Genomic DNA, 17755 nt, shown 5'->3' with positions numbered 1-17755 from the left:
TGCGAGTTCTCATCCAACTGGCTGATTAACCAGCAATCTATAAAGTGTGACTCAGATTTATAGCACGATTTGCTAAAACATCTGAGCCAACAATAATCAATAACCCTACAAATTTTATATCTATCTATATGTTACATAAATGAGTGGCTATTCCAGACTGCTACTCCAGAGGCATCCGCAGGGGGTCTGGGAATTGATATTCAAAGCCTAATTCACGACAGATTCGACTGCCATCGATGATTTTCCCCTGCCCTTTACCGCTATCGCTGAAAACGGGCACCGGCAGCCCCAGCTCACGGGCCATCTGCGGATAAAACACACCGCGGGCTGGATGCCCTGGCGCACAAATATTGTAAATGTGACCGCCTTTCGGTGCCTGCAGCAATAGCGTAATAGCTGCAATCACATCGTCCAGATGCACCAGATTTACGCCCTGCTGGCCGTCAGAAGCCGATTTTCCAGCAAAGAAACGGCCGGGATGACGTTCCGGCCCCACCAGCCCTGCGAGGCGCAGAATATCGACCGACGTTCCCGGCAGCTGATGCAGCCAATCCTCAAGCTCTTTTAGTACTCGTCCGCTCGCCGTCACAGGATTGCGGGGAGAAATTTCTTTTACCGTCCCCTCTTCATTACCGTACACCGACGTCGAACTGGTAAAGAGGATGCGCGGAATATGATGCGCCAGCGCCGAGTCCACAATCTCCTGCACCGCCTGATGGTAAAAATCTTCCCCCGGGCCGCTACGACGCGCCGGTAATGTAATCACTAATGCGTCGACGTTCATTAAAGCATCGAGGTCATCGGCCTCGCACACCAGCTGTGGATCGAGCCGCAACGGATAGCTATCAATCCCGCACATCCGTGCTGCTTCCACGCCGTCCTCTGTCGTTTTACTGCCGGTCACCTGCCAGCCACGCGCCATCAACGACAGCGCCAGCGGCATACCCAGCCACCCTAAACCGACGATTGCCACTTTCTTCATTGCGCTATCTCCTGGTTCTTGCCGAACTACCTTAATAAGGCTACGCCACCACGATAAAACTGACAATTTATAGTCGCTACATGAATTGATTTAATGAATGTAAAAAGCGCTTGCGTTCAATGACAAAAGTGGTTTAGGTTAAAAGACATCAAGTGAATAGTCATTCAACGAGAAATTTATGAGCCGCGTTCAATTTAAACACCACCATCATCACCATCACCCTGACTAGTCTTTCAGGCGATGTGTGCTGGGAGACATTCAGATCTTCCAGTGGTGCATGAACGCAAGAGAGCCCCCGGAAGATATCTTCCGGGGGCTTTTTTTTGAACAAAATTCAGCAGGGTAATGAGGAATACAGAATGTTAGATAACAGCCGTTTACGCATAGCTATGCAGAAATCAGGTCGCCTGAGCGATGATTCACGCGAATTACTGGCCCGTTGTGGCATCAAAATCAATCTCCACACCCAGCGCCTGATTGCGATGGCGGAGAACATGCCTATCGACATTCTGCGCGTTCGCGATGACGATATCCCTGGTCTGATTATGGATGGCGTCGTTGATCTCGGCATCATTGGCGAGAACGTGCTGGAAGAAGAGCTGCTGAGCCGCCGCGCTCAGGGCGAAGACCCGCGCTACTTTACCCTGCGTCGCCTGGACTTCGGCGGCTGCCGCCTGTCGCTGGCAACCCCGGCGGATGAAGCGTGGAACGGCCCTGCTGCGCTCGACGGCAAACGCATCGCCACCTCTTACCCACACCTGCTGAAGCGTTACCTCGATCAGAAAGGCATCAGCTTTAAATCCTGTCTGCTGAACGGTTCCGTCGAAGTTGCCCCACGCGCTGGCCTTGCCGACGCCATTTGCGACCTGGTATCGACTGGCGCAACGCTTGAAGCCAACGGCCTGCGCGAAGTCGAAGTGATGTTCCGCTCTAAAGCCTGCCTTATCCAGCGCGACGGCGAGATGAGCGAAGCCAAACAGCAGCTGATCGACCGTCTGTTAACCCGTATTCAGGGCGTGATTCAGGCTCGCGAATCGAAGTACATCATGATGCACGCGCCAACCGAGCGTCTGGATGAAGTTATCGCCCTGCTGCCTGGCGCTGAACGCCCAACCATTCTGCCGCTGGCGGGCGATAAGCAGCGCGTGGCGATGCACATGGTGAGCAGCGAAACTCTGTTCTGGGAAACCATGGAAAAACTGAAGGCCCTGGGTGCCAGCTCTATTCTGGTGCTGCCAATTGAGAAGATGATGGAGTAATAACCATGAGCTTCAATACCCTGATTGACTGGAATAGCTGTAGCCCCGAACAACAGCAAGCGCTGCTGATGCGCCCGGCCATTTCCGCCTCCGACAGCATCACCCGCACGGTGGCCGAGATTCTGGATAACGTCAAAGCCAACGGTGACAGCGCGCTGCGTGAATACAGCGCGAAGTTTGATAAAACCGAAGTCGGCGCGCTGAAAGTTACCGCAGACGAAATTCAGCAGGCCAGCAATCGTCTGAGCGATGAACTTAAGCAGGCGATGCAGGCGGCAGTGCGTAATATCGATACCTTCCACACGGCGCAGATTCTGCCGCCGGTGGATATTGAAACTCAGCCGGGCGTGCGTTGCCAGCAGGTAACCCGCCCTATCGCCTCAGTTGGCCTTTATATTCCAGGCGGTTCCGCCCCGCTGTTCTCTACCGTATTAATGCTGGCGACCCCGGCGCGTATCGCCGGCTGCAAAAAAGTGGTGCTTTGTTCACCACCGCCGATTGCCGATGAGATCCTGTATGCCGCGCAGCTTTGCGGCGTAGAGAACGTCTATAAAGTCGGCGGCGCGCAGGCGATTGCCGCGCTGGCGCTGGGCACCGAATCGATTACGAAGGTCGATAAAATCTTCGGCCCAGGTAATGCCTATGTCACCGAAGCGAAGCGCCAGGTCAGCCAGCGCCTCGACGGTGCGGCAATTGATATGCCTGCCGGCCCTTCTGAAGTGCTGGTGATCGCCGACAGCGGTGCCACGCCAGATTTTATCGCCTCTGACCTGCTTTCTCAGGCGGAACACGGCCCGGACTCACAGGTTATCCTGCTGACGCCAGATGCGAAGATTGCCGAAGGCGTCGCCGAAGCCGTTGAACGCCAGCTTGCCGAACTCTCCCGCGCAGATACCGCGCGACAAGCGCTCTCCGCTAGCCGCCTTATCGTGGCAAAAGACCTGGCGCAATGCGTGGCGATTTCCAATGCTTATGGCCCGGAACACTTAATCATCCAGACCCGCAACGCCCGTGAGCTGGTTGACGATATCACCAGCGCCGGTTCCGTGTTCCTCGGTGACTGGTCGCCGGAGTCAGCGGGCGATTATGCTTCCGGTACTAACCACGTGCTGCCGACCTACGGCTACACGTCAACCTGTTCAAGCCTGGGGCTGGCCGATTTCCAGAAACGGATGACCGTTCAGGAACTGTCCCGCGATGGCTTTAGTGCTATCGCCGCCACGATTGAAACGCTGGCCGCCGCCGAGCTGCTTACCGCCCACAAAAATGCCGTCACCCTGCGCGTTAACGCCCTGAAGGAGCAAGCATGAGCATTGAACAGTTAGCCCGCGACAACATTCGCGCTTTAACCCCGTACCAGTCTGCCCGTCGTCTTGGCGGCAAAGGTGACGTCTGGCTGAATGCCAATGAATACCCGACGGCGGTGCCATTCGAGCTGAGCCAGCAAACGCTGAACCGCTACCCGGAGTGTCAGCCAAAAGCGGTGATTGAAAACTATGCCGCCTATGCGGGCGTGAAGCCCACGCAGGTGCTGGTTAGCCGCGGCGCGGATGAAGGCATTGAACTGCTGGTACGCGCCTTCTGTGAGCCGGGCCGCGATGCGGTACTGTTCTGCCCTCCAACCTACGGTATGTACAGCGTTAGCGCCGAAACCATCGGCGTAGAGTGCCGCACCGTGCCGGCCAAAGCCGACTGGCAGCTCGACCTGCCTGCCATCGCCGATAGCCTTGGCAACGTGAAAGTGGTCTACGTCTGTAGCCCGAACAACCCAACCGGGCAGGTTATTAACCCGCAGGATTTCCGTACCCTGCTGGAGATGACCCGCGACAAAGCGCTGGTGGTTGCCGATGAAGCCTATATTGAATTCTGCCCGCAGGCGACGCTGGCAGGCTGGCTGGCGGAATACCCGCACCTGGTCATTCTGCGCACCCTCTCCAAAGCCTTTGCCCTGGCAGGGCTGCGCTGCGGCTTCACGCTCGCCAACGAGGAAGTCATTGCTCTATTAATGAAAGTGATCGCGCCTTATCCGCTTTCAACCCCGGTTGCTGATATCGCGGCACAGGCGCTTAGCGCGCAGGGGATTGCCGCGATGCGCGAGCGCGTGGCGCAGATTTTAAGCGAGCGCGAGTATCTGGTAGAGGCCCTGCGCACCATTGACTGCGTTGAGCAGGTTTTTGATTCCGAGACCAACTACGTACTGGCCCGAATCAAAGCCTCAAGTAGCGTATTTAAATCTTTGTGGGATCAGGGCATTATCTTACGAGACCAGAATAAACAACCTTCATTAAGCGGCTGTTTGCGCATCACTATCGGCACTCGTGCTGAAAGCCAGCGCGTGATTGACGCTTTGAAAGCGGAGACCGTATGACCCAGAAGTTTCTCTTTATCGATCGCGATGGCACCCTGATTTCCGAACCACCAAGCGACTATCAGGTAGACCGTTTTGACAAACTGGCCTTCGAACCCGACGCTATTCCGGTGCTGCTTCAACTGCAAAAAGCCGGTTATAAGCTGGTGATGATCACTAACCAGGACGGACTGGGCACCGACAGCTTCCCACAGGCGGACTTCGACGGCCCGCACAACCTGATGATGCAGATCTTCACCTCTCAGGGCGTGATCTTTGACGATGTGCTGATCTGTCCGCACCTGCCAGCCGACAACTGCGAGTGCCGCAAGCCAAAAACGCAGCTGGTGACCGCATGGCTGGCGAATGAAGTAATGGACACGGCCAACAGCTACGTGATTGGCGACCGCGCCACCGACGTTGAGCTGGCGGTCAACATGGGCATTACCGGCCTGCGCTATAACCGCGACACGCTGAACTGGGCGATGATTGGCGAACGGCTGACCCGCCGCGACCGCTACGCGCACATCGAACGCAACACCCGCGAAACGCAGATTGACGTGGAAGTGTGGCTTGATCGCGAAGGCGGCAGCAAAATCAATACCGGCGTCGGCTTCTTTGACCACATGCTGGATCAGATTGCCACCCACGGCGGATTCCGCATGAACATCACCGTGAAGGGCGACCTGTATATCGACGATCACCACACGGTGGAAGATACCGGCCTGGCGCTCGGCGAGGCGCTGAAGGTGGCGCTCGGCGACAAACGCGGTATCAACCGCTTTGGTTTTGTACTGCCAATGGACGAATGTCTGGCGCGCTGCGCGCTGGATATCTCCGGCCGCCCGCACCTGGAATATAAAGCCGAGTTCACCTACCAGCGCGTAGGCGATCTCAGCACCGAGATGATCGAGCACTTCTTCCGATCGCTCTCCTACGCCATGGGCATCACCTTGCACCTGAAAACCAAGGGCAAAAACGATCATCACCGCGTAGAAAGTCTGTTCAAAGTCTTCGGCCGTACTCTGCGCCAGGCGATTCGCGTAGACGGCAACACCCTTCCTTCTTCGAAAGGAGTGCTGTGATGAATGTGGTCGTCCTTGATACCGGCTGCGCGAACCTTAACTCGGTGAAGTCAGCGATTGCTCGCCACGGCTACGAGCCAGTGGTGAGTCGCGACCCGGAGGTGGTGCTGCGCGCCGATAAGCTCTTTCTACCGGGCGTAGGCACGGCGCAAGCCGCCATGGACCAGATTCGCGAGCGCGAGTTGGTCGATTTAATCAAAGCCTGTACTCAGCCGGTGCTGGGAATCTGCCTCGGTATGCAGCTGCTCGGCCGCCGTAGCGAAGAGACAAACGGCGTAGACCTACTCGGCATCATTGAACAAGATGTGCCGAAGATGACCGATTTTGGCCTGCCGCTGCCGCACATGGGCTGGAACCGCGTCTACCCGAAAGCAGGCGACCGTCTGTTCCGCGGCATTGAAGACGGCGCCTACTTCTACTTCGTCCACAGCTACGCCATGCCGGTCAACGAGTACACCATCGCCCAGTGCAACTATGGCGAGCCGTTCACCGCCGCCGTGCAGAAAGATAACTTTTACGGCGTGCAGTTCCACCCAGAACGGTCGGGTGCCGCAGGCGCACAGCTGCTGAAAAACTTCCTGGAGATGTGATGATCATTCCTGCTTTAGATTTGATTAACGGCACCGTGGTGCGTCTCCATCAGGGAGATTACGGGCAACAGCGTGACTACGGCAATGACCCGATGCCGCGTTTGCAAGATTACGCGGCTCAGGGCGCAGAAGTGCTGCACCTGGTAGACTTAACCGGCGCGAAAGACCCGGCACAGCGGCAGATCCCACTGCTGAAAACGCTGGTTGCCGGTGTAAAGGTGCCGGTTCAGGTTGGTGGTGGCGTGCGTACTGAAGAAGATGTAGCCGCCCTGCTCGACGCAGGCGTAGCTCGCGTAGTCGTGGGCTCAACGGCGGTAAAATCACCGGAAGTGGTCAAAGGCTGGTTCAAACGTTTTGGCGCCGAGCATTTAGTGCTGGCGCTTGACGTGCGCATTGATGAGAACGGCACCAAGCAGGTGGCGGTCAGCGGCTGGCAGGAAAACTCCGGCGTCACGCTGGAAGAGCTGGTCGAAACCTATCTGCCGGTTGGCCTGCAGCACGTGCTGTGTACCGATATCTCCCGCGACGGCACGCTGGCGGGCTCTAACGTCTCGCTGTACGAAGAAGTCTGCGCTCGCTATCCGCAGGTGGCATTCCAGTCTTCCGGCGGTATTGGCGACCTTAACGATATCGCCGCGCTGCGCGGTACCGGCGTGCGCGGCGTGATTGTTGGGCGTGCGCTGCTGGAAGGTAAATTTAACGTAACGGAGGCCATCCAATGCTGGCAAAACGGATAATCCCTTGTCTCGATGTGCGTGATGGTCAGGTCGTTAAAGGCGTGCAGTTCCGCAACCACGAAATCATCGGCGATATTGTTCCGCTGGCAAAACGCTACGCTGATGAAGGCGCAGACGAGCTGGTGTTCTACGATATCACCGCCTCCAGCGATGGCCGCGTGGTCGATAAAAGCTGGGTCTCCCGCGTTGCCGAAGTCATTGATATCCCGTTCTGCGTTGCCGGTGGCATCAAGTCCATCGATGACGCCGCGCGCATCCTCTCCTTCGGCGCGGACAAAATTTCTATCAACTCCCCGGCACTCGCCGACCCGGAACTGATTACCCGCCTGGCGGATCGCTTCGGCGTGCAGTGCATCGTGGTAGGTATTGATACCTGGTTTGATGCCGACACCGGCAAGTATCATGTCAATCAGTATACCGGCGATGAGAGCCGCACCCGCGTGACCCAGTGGGAAACGCTGGACTGGGTACAGGAAGTTCAAAAGCGCGGCGCAGGCGAAATCGTCCTCAACATGATGAACCAGGATGGCGTGCGTAACGGCTACGACCTGGAACAGCTGAAAAAAGTACGCGGAGTCTGCCACGTGCCGCTGATCGCCTCCGGCGGCGCTGGCACCATGGAGCACTTCCTGGAAGCATTCCGCGACGCCAACGTCGACGGTGCGCTGGCCGCGTCGGTGTTCCACAAACAGATTATTAATATTGGTGAACTAAAAGCGTACCTGGCAGCACAGGGCGTGGAGATACGGGTATGTTAACTGAACAACTGGACTGGGAAAAAATCGACGGACTGATGCCCGCCGTTATCCAACACGCGGTATCCGGCGAAGTGTTAATGCTGGGCTATATGAACCAGGAAGCGCTGGCGAAAACGCAGGAAACGGGCAAAGTCACCTTCTTCTCGCGCACCAAACAGCGTCTGTGGACCAAAGGTGAAACCTCCGGCCACTTCCTGAACGTGGTCAGTATCGCCCCCGATTGCGATAACGACACGCTGCTGATTCTGGTAAACCCTATCGGCCCAACCTGCCACAAAGGCACGTCGAGCTGCTTCGGTGACACCAGCCACAAATGGCTGTTCCTGTATCAGCTTGAACAACTGCTGGCCGAGCGTAAGACCGCCGATCCGGCTAGCTCCTACACGGCGAAACTGTATGCCAGCGGCACCAAGCGCATTGCGCAGAAAGTGGGCGAAGAAGGCGTGGAAACCGCTCTGGCGGCTACCGTGCACGATAAGTTTGAGTTGAAGAATGAAGCTTCAGATTTGATGTATCACCTGCTGGTGCTGCTGCAGGATCAGGAGTTAGATTTGACGACCGTTATCGATAATTTGCGGGAGCGGCATCAGTAAACAACAAAAAGCCCGGTATCAGAACCGGGCTTTTTATTTCTTAGATCAACAATCAATCATTCCCAAACAGATCGCGGGTATATACCTTCTCCGCGACGTCTGACAATTCTTCCGCCATACGGTTAGAAATGATGACATCAGCTTCCTGTTTAAACGCATCCAGGTCGCGAACAACGCGAGAATTAAAGAATTCATCCTCTTCCATCACCGGCTCGTACACGATAACCGGGATACCTTTCGCTTTAATGCGCTTCATGATCCCCTGAATCGAGGAGGCACGGAAGTTGTCCGAGCCTGACTTCATGACCAGGCGATATACACCGACCACTTTCGGCTTACGTGCCAGAATAGAATCAGCGATAAAATCTTTACGGGTACGGTTAGCATCCACAATCGCGCCCACAATGTTATTGGGTACCGCAGCGTAGTTGGCCAGCAGCTGTTTGGTATCTTTCGGCAGGCAGTAGCCGCCGTAGCCAAACGATGGGTTGTTGTAATGGTTGCCAATACGGGGATCCAGGCAGACCCCTTCGATAATCTGGCGGGAGTTCAGACCCAGGCTTTCCGCATAGCTATCCAGTTCGTTGAAGTAGGCCACGCGCATTGCCAGATAGGTATTCGCAAACAGCTTAATGGCTTCGGCTTCTGTCGAGTCAGTAAATAGCGTAGGGATGTCTTTCTTAATTGCCCCTTCCTGCAATAATGCGGCAAAACGCTCGGCACGCTCTGAACGCTCACCGATAACGATACGTGACGGATGAAGGTTGTCGTACAGCGCACGCCCTTCACGCAAGAACTCCGGCGAGAAGAAGACGTTATCGATGCCCAACTGCTCTTTAATAGAATTCGTAAAACCAACCGGGATAGTCGATTTAATAATCATCACCGCTTTCGGGTTGATTGTCGTCACATCACGGATCACGGATTCAACGCTTGCAGTATTAAAGTAGTTGGTTTTGGGGTCGTAATCGGTCGGCGTAGCAATAATCACGAAGTCAGCATCACGGTAAGCATCATGCTTATCGGTCGTCGCGCGGAAATTCAGCGACTTCGTCGCCAGATACTCTTCAATTTCTTTATCGACAATCGGCGATTTTTTCTGATTCAGCATGTCGACTTTGGCCTGCACGATATCCAGCGCCACCACTTCATGGTGCTGGGCAATCAGAATGCCGTTAGATAAACCTACGTAACCTGTTCCTGAAATAGTTATCTTCATTCGTTGTGTAACTTCTTCCGGTTAAACATTTAGGGTGAATGCATCATCGATATTACTTGATTTGTCACCAAATATAGTGATCATTCAGTAATAACCCTGCAAGTATAAACTGAATTGAACTTGGGCCGATAAGAGTTAGCCTAGTATTGACATTTTTAGGAGAAACGCTAGTGAGCACGACCACAATGCTGAATTATATAATTATTCAATTATAAACACTCTGTAACAGAGTCTCAGTTTCTCTAACCCCCTAAAATAAACCGACTAAACATAAGAGCATTAACTAAGCGACTCAGTTTTTCTTAGGCTTTTTCTAACCAATATTTTCTGAATGCACCGTAGCCTAATACAACTATAGCACCCAGCATGCAACCAAATAGAATGGAAAAAGCTATTAGTGGTATTTTTTTAGGGCCCATACTTACAGTTGGCAAGAAAGGCCTCATTAAATAGTCATAAGAACCAATGTTGATATTTTTAATGTCGACTGACTCCAATATTTTTATTTTATTGTCTACAGCGTAATATTTATCAGAAAGTACCACAGGGCTATTTTTATAATTTTGCAAAAGAAGTTCTAAATTATCGCTACCAAGCATAAAAAGCTTATCGTTGCTAACGTATTCAGCAAAGCCAGCTTTCGATTTTTTAATATTTAATTCATTTGCTAATTTTAAAGATTGTTCGACATCAGACACACGCTGTAGTTTTTTTTCTGCGGCCAAATTCTTTTGAATTAACAACTCATTCTTTAGCAAGAAGAGTTTGTGATTTAATGAGGCCACCAAATCTTTCTTTAGCCGCTCAGTTGCAACGTCATTGGCATTATGAATCAAACTAATTAGAGATCTTTGAGCCTCTTCTGCAGAGCCTCTCTGCACCATGTATGAAATTCTAAAAGGCAATGTTGGAGCAAGGGGGGACAATGCAGCATTTTTAGCCTGGTCGATATCTAGCGTATCAAAGCTAATAACATCACTAGTCCTCCCCATATAATCCAACGACAATGTATATAATGATGATTTGAATTGTTCCAAAAACAACTTCTGACTATCACTAATTTTAGGCGCATCCTCACCATATATAATACCTAAAATATCAATATATGGAGATATTTCTCCTACTGCTGGCCTAGTTATTAATGCACTTGAGACCCATTTTTCTTTTGAATGTTTCAAATATATCATACAAGTAGCCAATGATATAATAACGCAAAAAAGAACAGTCCATTTTCCACGCCATAGTCTCATCGCAACTTTAATCAGATCCACTTCACTCTGTTTTTCATCATTCGAAATGTCTTTCACTGATTTTTGATTCATGTTGCATCAACCTATATGTTATCAAGTGCTTTCAGTATATTAATGTGTAATGAAAATACGCCACTCTTTATAGTAAACACTATAAATAAAGCGTTACGTCAAAGAATAATAGAATATCAACAAATAATGAATAAATAATTTATATGGATACATTTGCTCATCTTGAGTATAGCCTGGGTAAACCCCAGGCTATGTTTATTTATTTATTAATCCAACCATTCAGTATGGAATACACCTTCTTTATCAGTGCGTTTATAAGTATGCGCACCGAAGTAGTCACGCTGAGCCTGAATCAGGTTCGCAGGCAGCACCGCAGAACGGTAGCTGTCGTAGTACGCGACGGCTGCAGAGAAGGTTGGAACCGGAATACCGTTCTGAACCGCATAAGCAACAACGTCACGCAGCGCCTGCTGGTATTCATCAGCGATATTTTTGAAATACGGTGCCAGTAGCAGGTTTGCAATACCTTTGTTTTCAGCATACGCATCGGTAATTTTCTGCAGGAACTGTGCACGAATGATGCAACCCGCACGGAAGATCTTCGCGATTTCGCCGTAGTTCAGATCCCAATTGTATTCGTCAGACGCGGCACGCAGCTGAGAGAATCCCTGTGCATAGGAGACGATTTTGCCCAGGTACAGTGCGCGACGCACTTTCTCAACGAATTCTGCTTTATCGCCAGCCAGTTTCGCCTGCGGGCCAGACAGCACTTTAGCTGCCGCAACGCGCTGGTCTTTCAGGGAGGAGATGTAACGTGCGAACACGGATTCGGTGATAAGAGACAGCGGCTCACCCAGATCCAGAGAGCTCTGGCTGGTCCATTTGCCGGTACCTTTGTTTGCCGCTTCGTCCAGAATCACATCAACCAGGTATTTACCTTCTTCGTCTTTCTTGGTGAAGATATCTTTGGTGATGTCGATCAGATAGCTGCTCAGCTCACCTTCGTTCCACTCGGTGAAGGTGGTTGCCAGCTCTTCGTTAGACAGATTCAGGCCACCTTTCAGCAGGGAGTAAGCTTCAGCAATCAGCTGCATGTCGCCGTACTCGATACCGTTGTGAACCATTTTCACGTAGTGACCCGCACCGTCAGCGCCGATGTAAGTTACGCAAGGTTCGCCATCTTCAGCGACTGCAGCAATCTTAGTCAGAATTGGCGCAACCAGCTCGTAAGCTTCTTTCTGGCCGCCAGGCATGATAGATGGGCCTTTCAGCGCGCCCTCTTCACCACCGGAAACACCGGTACCGATGAAGTTGAAGCCTTCAGCAGACAGTTCACGGTTACGACGAATGGTGTCCTGGAAGAAGGTGTTGCCGCCATCAATGATGATGTCGCCTTTATCAAGGTACGGCTTCAGGGAATCGATAGCAGCGTCGGTACCCGCTCCTGCTTTCACCATTAACAGGATGCGACGAGGCGTCTCGAGGGATTCAACAAACTCTTTCACCGTATAATAAGGCACCAGCTTCTTGCCAGGGTTCTGGGCAATCACTTCTTCAGTCTTTTCACGGGAGCGGTTGAAAACAGAGACGGTATAACCACGGCTTTCGATGTTGAGCGCCAGATTACGCCCCATCACTGCCATACCGACGACGCCGATTTGTTGCTTGGACATTACATACTCCTGTCAGGTGTGGTTACTGCGGATCATTACGCAGGCAAATACTCATGTGATGTTAACCTATCTTAGGCACATTTGAATAGCATGATTCTATGTTTCGAATGTTCAAAATATCGTCAAACGTGATAAAATAAATACAACCATCATTTTTTGTTTAGTTTCATTTTCGTTAATAACTTTAGGACAAATAGATTATCAATGATTAGGGTAAATATTAATGCCAACGTAAAAGCAACGACCGCGGTTAATACAGAGTTAATAATATCACTGTGGATAATTTTTTTTGTGACCCCACTAACTGCATACATTATAAAAACATGAGTTAGATAAATTCCGTATGTATGTTTAGATACCTTTGCAACCCATCGCGTTATCATCGACTCCCGAAGAGTTTGAAATAGAATAAACAAACCACCAGCACAAAACACCATGTTTATATCAATACCATAAGGCGTCTGATTATTTCCCAATACATTAAAATTAACTAATGTAAATGTGATTGTCATAAAATATCCGACGATAGCCAATATGTAAGCATTTTTCCTATATCTAGAAAGTTCCAAACCGTTAAGCAAACCACCAATGAGAAAATAGACAAACCAACCATCAGTAATATAAGGTGTGGGAATAACATTCCACTCAGGGAAGTAGCGATTCAAGTAAAGTGGAATCCAACTAATCACAAGTAAGAATGAGATTGCTTTGAGGCGGTTATCTGGTTCTATTCTCTGTGTAATATAACCGACGAAGGGAGCAACGGCATAAGCACCAATGATCCAGTATACGAACCAGTAATGCAGAGAAACGAACATTGAGCTATTATGAATAGGGCCAATCATAACCGCATGCAAGAAGTCAGTGATGGTAGCTAATGAAAAAAAACCTGACAGTGCATGTTCCGCTCGTCCAAAGTTAAAATGCACCATAAAATAATGGATATATGCATAAATTAAAAACGGTATAACTATAGTGATTAATCTATTGTAATAGTAAATTTTCAGGTTAGTAATTTTCTCATTAAGCGCAAAATACCCACTAATTAAAAAAAATGAAATAAATCCCGCACGTGATACTGATTGCCACATCAATGCTGCGGCATTGGAATTAGCATCGACCTTATACTCTGGTGTCGAATGAATTAAAACCACCATGAATATAGCAAAGACTCTCAGAATCTCAATACCCTGCATTCTTTTTGCAATCATAATAATTTTATATCAACAAGGTGACAGTAGACAGGACAACAAATACTATCATCCTGTTTAGATGCATTGCAGAATACACACTACAGCGATAGTTTTGTTAATTTATCCAGTGCGATTTCAACCAGTTTGGTAGCATTTGAAACACTACTGCTTTCTGCATAACAACGTAATTCTGGTGCATTTCCCGATGGGCGCAGATGAATCACGTCATCATCGCTTAGCAAGATACGCATACCATCAGTTAAATCCACGCTTTTAACGCTTTTGTTAACACCAAGAGAATGTACAAATGCAAGAGGGTCTTGCTGCGCGCCAGCAATAATTTGGTTACTGAGTGCTTTTGAAAAACTCTGTATACGGTTTGAATATGTGAAGCGTTGCGGTAAAGAAATTAACAAACTTGAAACTGAAGTATTTGCTGTCACCGCACCGGCAAATACCATAAGAAACGGTAGGACGGCGTCGCGCGTCGGCAATGCTGTAATTGTATTTCCGCCAAAAGAGACGTCACTGCCCAACAAAAAGCCACCATTAGCTTCAAAGCCAGCAACACGAGAAAAACTCGCTTTAAGAAAATTAAAAGCTTCGATAACATATGGTGAACCAATTTTTGTTAATTCTATATACTTGAAAAACCGTGATTTTTCAATCGCTGTATTGCAACTGACTGGAATAGCCAATCCTTCGATACGAAGGACTTTGGCACAAAGCAGTCCTAGGATATCGCCACGCAACCATTCGCCCTTTTCGTCAGCAACCAACGGGCGATCGCCGTCGCCATCGGTTGAAAATATTGCATCAAGTTCGAACTCTACCGACCATTGGCGCGCTTTTACTCTATCTTCCTCAGCTACAGCTTCAGTATCTATTGGCACGAATTTATCACTTCTACCAATACTAATTACTTCAGCACCAAGTTGAGTGAAAATCCTAGCATAGAGATCACGTCCAGCGCTGGAGTGCTCATAAATTCCCACTCGCTTTCCTACAAACATATTAAGCGGGAACAATGACGTATAGCGCTTGATATAATTATCTGCTGCACCCGGAGACGTAATCAAGTCAGGCGGCGATGGCACAAAGCTAAAAGCAGACTCGCATTGTAAAATACTGAGTTCATCGGCCTTCGTTATTTCACCATCAGGACGGTAAAATTTCAGTCCATTACGATCGAAAGGAATGTGACTCCCCGTGACCATAATGGCGGGGATCTTGTCTTGCAAGGATTGATTAGCCAATGCCGGCGTAGGAATTACACCATAGTAAGCAACTTTGATGCCCTTATCGATAATGGCCTGAGCACAGGCTTGTGCCATAGCGTAGCTGCTTGGTCGGTTATCAATGGCCAGGGCAATGGTATCAAAAGTGAAATCCTTTGCCATTACATCAATGAATGAATGCGCAAACGCGGCACATACCTCAGGCTTAAAATCAACAACTAATCCTCTCGCCCCACTAGTACCAAACTCAATATCGCTATTTTCAATGACATGTCTAGAATTTAACATTATTTATTGTCCTTCACTCGGCCATATTTATCATCAAACCGCACAATATCGTCACTGCCAAGATACGTTCCTGATTGAATTTCAATAACCTCGAGCGGAACTTTACCCGGGTTTTCCAGCGTATGCACAACGCCAACTGGAATAAAAGTCGACTCATTCTCAGAAACAAGGAAAATATCATCACCACGTGTAACCCTCGCAGTACCTGATACCACTACCCAATGTTCGGCACGGTGATAATGCATTTGTGTTGATATTCGTTCGCCCGGCTTCACGGTGATGCGTTTAACCTGGTAGCGTCCCCCTTGGTCAACAGAATCATACCGTCCCCATGGGCGATATTCCTCGCGATGGCGGAGATGTTCAATACGATTTTCATGCTTGAGGACATCAACAATCTTTTTGATATCCTGAACACTATCTTGCTTTGCAATCAATAACGCATCTTTTGTCTGGATAACCACAAGATCATCAACACCGATGGTTGCAACTAATGAGTTTTCGGCATAAATATAGTTATTGCTGCCGTTGTGGTTGATCACATCACCATGTGTCACGTTACCGTTACAATCTTTACTGGAAATTTCCCACAGTGAATTCCATGAACCAACGTCACACCACTGGGCATCCATAGGAACGACAACACTGTGTTTCGTTTTCTCCATTACGGCATAATCAACGGAATCGTCTGGACAAGCAGAAAATACATCTTTTTCGAGACGGATAAAATCAAGATCTACCGTTGCCCCCGCCATCGCTAGCTTACAAGCGTTAAAAATATCTGGACGGAATCTTTCCAGTTCAGCTAGATAAACACTGGCTCTAAACATGAACATGCCACTATTCCACAAATAATGGCCATCACGCAAATAGGTCTCCGCTGTCACTAGATCAGGTTTTTCAACGAACTCATTAACCTTATAGACAGATTTAGCAACAGCCTCTCCCTGTCGAATGTAACCATAACCTGTTTCTGCTCGGGATGGTACGATACCAAAGGTTACCATTTTGCCCTTTTCTGCCTGAGTCTGGGCCAAGGTTATACTGCTACAGAATGCTTTAGTGTTCTGGATAACATGGTCGGCGGCCAATATCAGCATAATCGGATCGTCACCATTTTTTAGTGCATGGAAAGCGGCAAGAGCGATAGCTGGTGCGGTATTACGACCAACAGGTTCCAATATTATGTCAAAATCTGCAATTCCAGCCTGACAAAGCTGCTCAGCCACAATAAACCGATGCTGGTTATTACTGATAATGAGAGGAGGTGCGCATTCCAGACTATTGAGACGAAGTAACGTGGCCTGTAATAGAGTCGTATCATCAACCAACGATAAAAACTGCTTGGGGTAGAAAGAGCGTGAAAGCGGCCATAGCCGCGTACCCGAACCACCGGCCATAACAACTGGTAATATTTTCATATTAAGCTCTCACAACTACCTTGATAAAATAATCAACCATTTTTGATCTAGTATAATGTTGTATAAAAAATTCTTGAACTTGATTTCTGTTGATGGGATGTTCGTACAGATAATTAAAGCTATCTGCAAGAGCTTTGGAATCTTTAACGGGTACAACTATCCCTGTAATACCGTGCTTATTTACCCAAGATACCCCTGAGCCCTTGATGTTAGTTGATATAACAGGCGTGCCGCAAGCCATCGCTTCTAGCTGTACTACACCATAAGCTTCAGAACGTTCGACGGAAGGAAGACAGAATACATCTGCTGCACTGAAGTAGGCCGGTAATTCTTCAGCCGATATCTTCCCTAGCAATTTCACTTTTTCATCAAGATTATGCTGTTTGATCTTCTCTTGCAACCTCGGGGTTAACTCTCCCTGACCACCAAGCAGTATAATATATTTATCATCAAGATATTTTGCCGCATCGAGAAGATATTCAAACCCTTTATAGTAGACATGGCGACCCAAAGCAAAGATAACAAACTTATCTGTATAACGTTGTCTAATCCGTTCAATCGCTTCAGGTGCTGCTACCATTCTCTCTTCATCAATACCAATCGGAATAATTTCAACTTTGCTAAGAAATTTTTTAAGGTCTTGTGAAGCATCTGCATAAATCTGACTAGTTGCGATAATTTTGGATGACCGATTCAGTAACCACCGCTCCAAAGGAATAAACGGTATTTTAAGATATTTTTGTTTTACAATATCGCTATGCCAATGAACAATTATTTTGCAACCCTTCTGTGGTTTGAATAAGACAATAGCAAGGACTGCAAGTGGATTCGGCAAATGAACATGAATAACATCATAATTATTTCTAATTTTCCTCCAGACCTTGATGAATTTGAAAGAAAGATAGGTACTTGCGAGATGGGCAAAACTACCACAGCGATAAACATTGACACCATCTACAATTTCTTTAGTCGATTTGTTTTTATCAGATACACACAACACATCAACGTTATGTTCTTTTTGTCTTAAAACCGTTGATATATCGTAAACAACGGTCTCGATCCCACCCCAAAATGGAGGATATAACTTACTGACTTCGAGAATTCGCACTT

17 protein-coding genes and 1 other annotated feature are annotated in these 17755 nt (G+C 48.9%); of the genes, 9 read left to right on the top strand and 8 right to left on the bottom strand.

The annotated features are described in order from the left end of the window. Positions 1–160 precede the first annotated feature (160 nt). Positions 161–982, bottom strand: coding sequence for an SDR family oxidoreductase (locus MY052_RS08675; protein ID WP_035894860.1), 822 nt, complete (start codon positions 980–982; stop codon positions 161–163). Positions 983–1160: 178 nt separating this feature from the next. On the opposite strand from MY052_RS08675, the gene hisL reads away from it, so the two are divergent. From hisL to hisIE, 9 genes are all read left to right on the top strand, one after another. Beyond that, a complete protein-coding gene (gene hisL / locus MY052_RS08670) occupies positions 1161–1211 on the top strand; it encodes a his operon leader peptide (protein ID WP_071594744.1) in 51 nt (16 codons plus the stop codon). Then, positions 1187–1307: a sequence feature (His leader region), on the top strand. It overlaps the preceding gene by 25 nt. A gap of 34 nt (positions 1308–1341) precedes the next feature. Next, the gene (gene hisG / locus MY052_RS08665) at positions 1342–2241 is read left to right on the top strand and encodes an ATP phosphoribosyltransferase (protein ID WP_035894861.1); all 900 of its coding nucleotides are present in this window, start codon (positions 1342–1344) and stop codon (positions 2239–2241) included. A gap of 5 nt (positions 2242–2246) precedes the next feature. Continuing rightward, positions 2247–3551 carry a histidinol dehydrogenase gene (hisD, locus tag MY052_RS08660; protein WP_248538577.1) on the top strand — a complete coding sequence of 435 codons (1305 nt, stop codon included), beginning with the start codon at positions 2247–2249 and terminating at the stop codon, positions 3549–3551. Next, entirely contained in the window at positions 3548–4609 is a 1062-nt protein-coding gene (gene hisC, locus MY052_RS08655; RefSeq protein ID WP_248538576.1) for a histidinol-phosphate transaminase, read from the top strand. The genes hisD and hisC overlap by 4 nt, the downstream gene beginning before the upstream one ends. After that, the gene (gene hisB, locus MY052_RS08650; protein WP_248538575.1) at positions 4606–5673 is read left to right on the top strand and encodes a bifunctional histidinol-phosphatase/imidazoleglycerol-phosphate dehydratase HisB; all 1068 of its coding nucleotides are present in this window, start codon (positions 4606–4608) and stop codon (positions 5671–5673) included. The genes hisC and hisB overlap by 4 nt, the downstream gene beginning before the upstream one ends. After that, positions 5673–6263 carry an imidazole glycerol phosphate synthase subunit HisH gene (hisH, locus tag MY052_RS08645; protein ID WP_035894867.1) on the top strand — a complete coding sequence of 197 codons (591 nt, stop codon included), beginning with the start codon at positions 5673–5675 and terminating at the stop codon, positions 6261–6263. Before hisB ends, hisH begins: the two co-directional genes overlap by 1 nt. After that, a complete protein-coding gene (gene hisA, locus MY052_RS08640) occupies positions 6263–7000 on the top strand; it encodes a 1-(5-phosphoribosyl)-5-[(5-phosphoribosylamino)methylideneamino]imidazole-4-carboxamide isomerase (protein WP_035894869.1) in 738 nt (245 codons plus the stop codon). The genes hisH and hisA overlap by 1 nt, the downstream gene beginning before the upstream one ends. Continuing rightward, complete coding sequence (hisF, locus tag MY052_RS08635) at positions 6982–7758, top strand: imidazole glycerol phosphate synthase subunit HisF (RefSeq protein WP_248538574.1); 777 nt, start codon at positions 6982–6984, stop codon at positions 7756–7758. Before hisA ends, hisF begins: the two co-directional genes overlap by 19 nt. After that, complete coding sequence (hisIE, locus tag MY052_RS08630; protein WP_248538573.1) at positions 7752–8351, top strand: bifunctional phosphoribosyl-AMP cyclohydrolase/phosphoribosyl-ATP diphosphatase HisIE; 600 nt, start codon at positions 7752–7754, stop codon at positions 8349–8351. Before hisF ends, hisIE begins: the two co-directional genes overlap by 7 nt. A gap of 52 nt (positions 8352–8403) precedes the next feature. Here hisIE and ugd read toward each other — a convergent pair whose 3' ends face one another. From ugd to MY052_RS08595, 7 genes are all read right to left on the bottom strand, one after another. Then, the gene (gene ugd, locus MY052_RS08625) at positions 8404–9570 is read right to left on the bottom strand and encodes a UDP-glucose 6-dehydrogenase (protein WP_248538572.1); all 1167 of its coding nucleotides are present in this window, start codon (positions 9568–9570) and stop codon (positions 8404–8406) included. Positions 9571–9872: 302 nt separating this feature from the next. Further along, the gene (locus tag MY052_RS08620) at positions 9873–10892 is read right to left on the bottom strand and encodes a Wzz/FepE/Etk N-terminal domain-containing protein (RefSeq protein WP_248538571.1); all 1020 of its coding nucleotides are present in this window, start codon (positions 10890–10892) and stop codon (positions 9873–9875) included. Between the two features lie 206 nt (positions 10893–11098). After that, positions 11099–12505, bottom strand: coding sequence for an NADP-dependent phosphogluconate dehydrogenase (gene gndA, locus MY052_RS08615; protein ID WP_202217653.1), 1407 nt, complete (start codon positions 12503–12505; stop codon positions 11099–11101). Between the two features lie 149 nt (positions 12506–12654). Continuing rightward, positions 12655–13716 carry an acyltransferase gene (locus tag MY052_RS08610; protein ID WP_248538570.1) on the bottom strand — a complete coding sequence of 354 codons (1062 nt, stop codon included), beginning with the start codon at positions 13714–13716 and terminating at the stop codon, positions 12655–12657. Positions 13717–13796: 80 nt separating this feature from the next. Continuing rightward, positions 13797–15224, bottom strand: a complete 1428-nt coding sequence (locus tag MY052_RS08605; protein WP_202217651.1) for a phosphomannomutase — start codon at positions 15222–15224, stop codon at positions 13797–13799. Then, on the bottom strand, positions 15224–16645 hold the full coding sequence (locus MY052_RS08600) for a mannose-1-phosphate guanylyltransferase/mannose-6-phosphate isomerase (protein ID WP_202217650.1): 1422 nt from the start codon (positions 16643–16645) through the stop codon (positions 15224–15226). The genes MY052_RS08605 and MY052_RS08600 overlap by 1 nt, the downstream gene beginning before the upstream one ends. A 1-nt stretch (position 16646) precedes the next feature. Further along, positions 16647–17753: a glycosyltransferase gene (locus MY052_RS08595; protein WP_202217649.1), complete on the bottom strand. Its 1107-nt coding sequence runs from the start codon at positions 17751–17753 to the stop codon at positions 16647–16649. Positions 17754–17755: the final 2 nt, after the last annotated feature.

This window comes from Kluyvera ascorbata, assembly GCF_023195735.1.
Lineage (GTDB): Bacteria > Pseudomonadota > Gammaproteobacteria > Enterobacterales > Enterobacteriaceae > Kluyvera > Kluyvera ascorbata.
Note: the sequence above shows the minus strand (reverse complement) of the source record. Positions and strands in the feature narration are given on the sequence as shown.

Coding starts and splice junctions, on each gene's coding strand:
- MY052_RS08675 (WP_035894860.1), bottom strand. CDS start 982: ATGAAGAAAGTGGCAATCGTCGGTTTAGGGTGGCTGGGTATGCCGCTG.
- hisG (WP_035894861.1), top strand. CDS start 1,342: ATGTTAGATAACAGCCGTTTACGCATAGCTATGCAGAAATCAGGTCGC.
- hisD (WP_248538577.1), top strand. CDS start 2,247: ATGAGCTTCAATACCCTGATTGACTGGAATAGCTGTAGCCCCGAACAA.
- hisC (WP_248538576.1), top strand. CDS start 3,548: ATGAGCATTGAACAGTTAGCCCGCGACAACATTCGCGCTTTAACCCCG.
- hisB (WP_248538575.1), top strand. CDS start 4,606: ATGACCCAGAAGTTTCTCTTTATCGATCGCGATGGCACCCTGATTTCC.
- hisH (WP_035894867.1), top strand. CDS start 5,673: ATGAATGTGGTCGTCCTTGATACCGGCTGCGCGAACCTTAACTCGGTG.
- hisA (WP_035894869.1), top strand. CDS start 6,263: ATGATCATTCCTGCTTTAGATTTGATTAACGGCACCGTGGTGCGTCTC.
- hisF (WP_248538574.1), top strand. CDS start 6,982: ATGCTGGCAAAACGGATAATCCCTTGTCTCGATGTGCGTGATGGTCAG.
- hisIE (WP_248538573.1), top strand. CDS start 7,752: ATGTTAACTGAACAACTGGACTGGGAAAAAATCGACGGACTGATGCCC.
- ugd (WP_248538572.1), bottom strand. CDS start 9,570: ATGAAGATAACTATTTCAGGAACAGGTTACGTAGGTTTATCTAACGGC.
- MY052_RS08620 (WP_248538571.1), bottom strand. CDS start 10,892: ATGAATCAAAAATCAGTGAAAGACATTTCGAATGATGAAAAACAGAGT.
- gndA (WP_202217653.1), bottom strand. CDS start 12,505: ATGTCCAAGCAACAAATCGGCGTCGTCGGTATGGCAGTGATGGGGCGT.
- MY052_RS08610 (WP_248538570.1), bottom strand. CDS start 13,716: ATGATTGCAAAAAGAATGCAGGGTATTGAGATTCTGAGAGTCTTTGCT.
- MY052_RS08605 (WP_202217651.1), bottom strand. CDS start 15,224: ATGTTAAATTCTAGACATGTCATTGAAAATAGCGATATTGAGTTTGGT.
- MY052_RS08600 (WP_202217650.1), bottom strand. CDS start 16,645: ATGAAAATATTACCAGTTGTTATGGCCGGTGGTTCGGGTACGCGGCTA.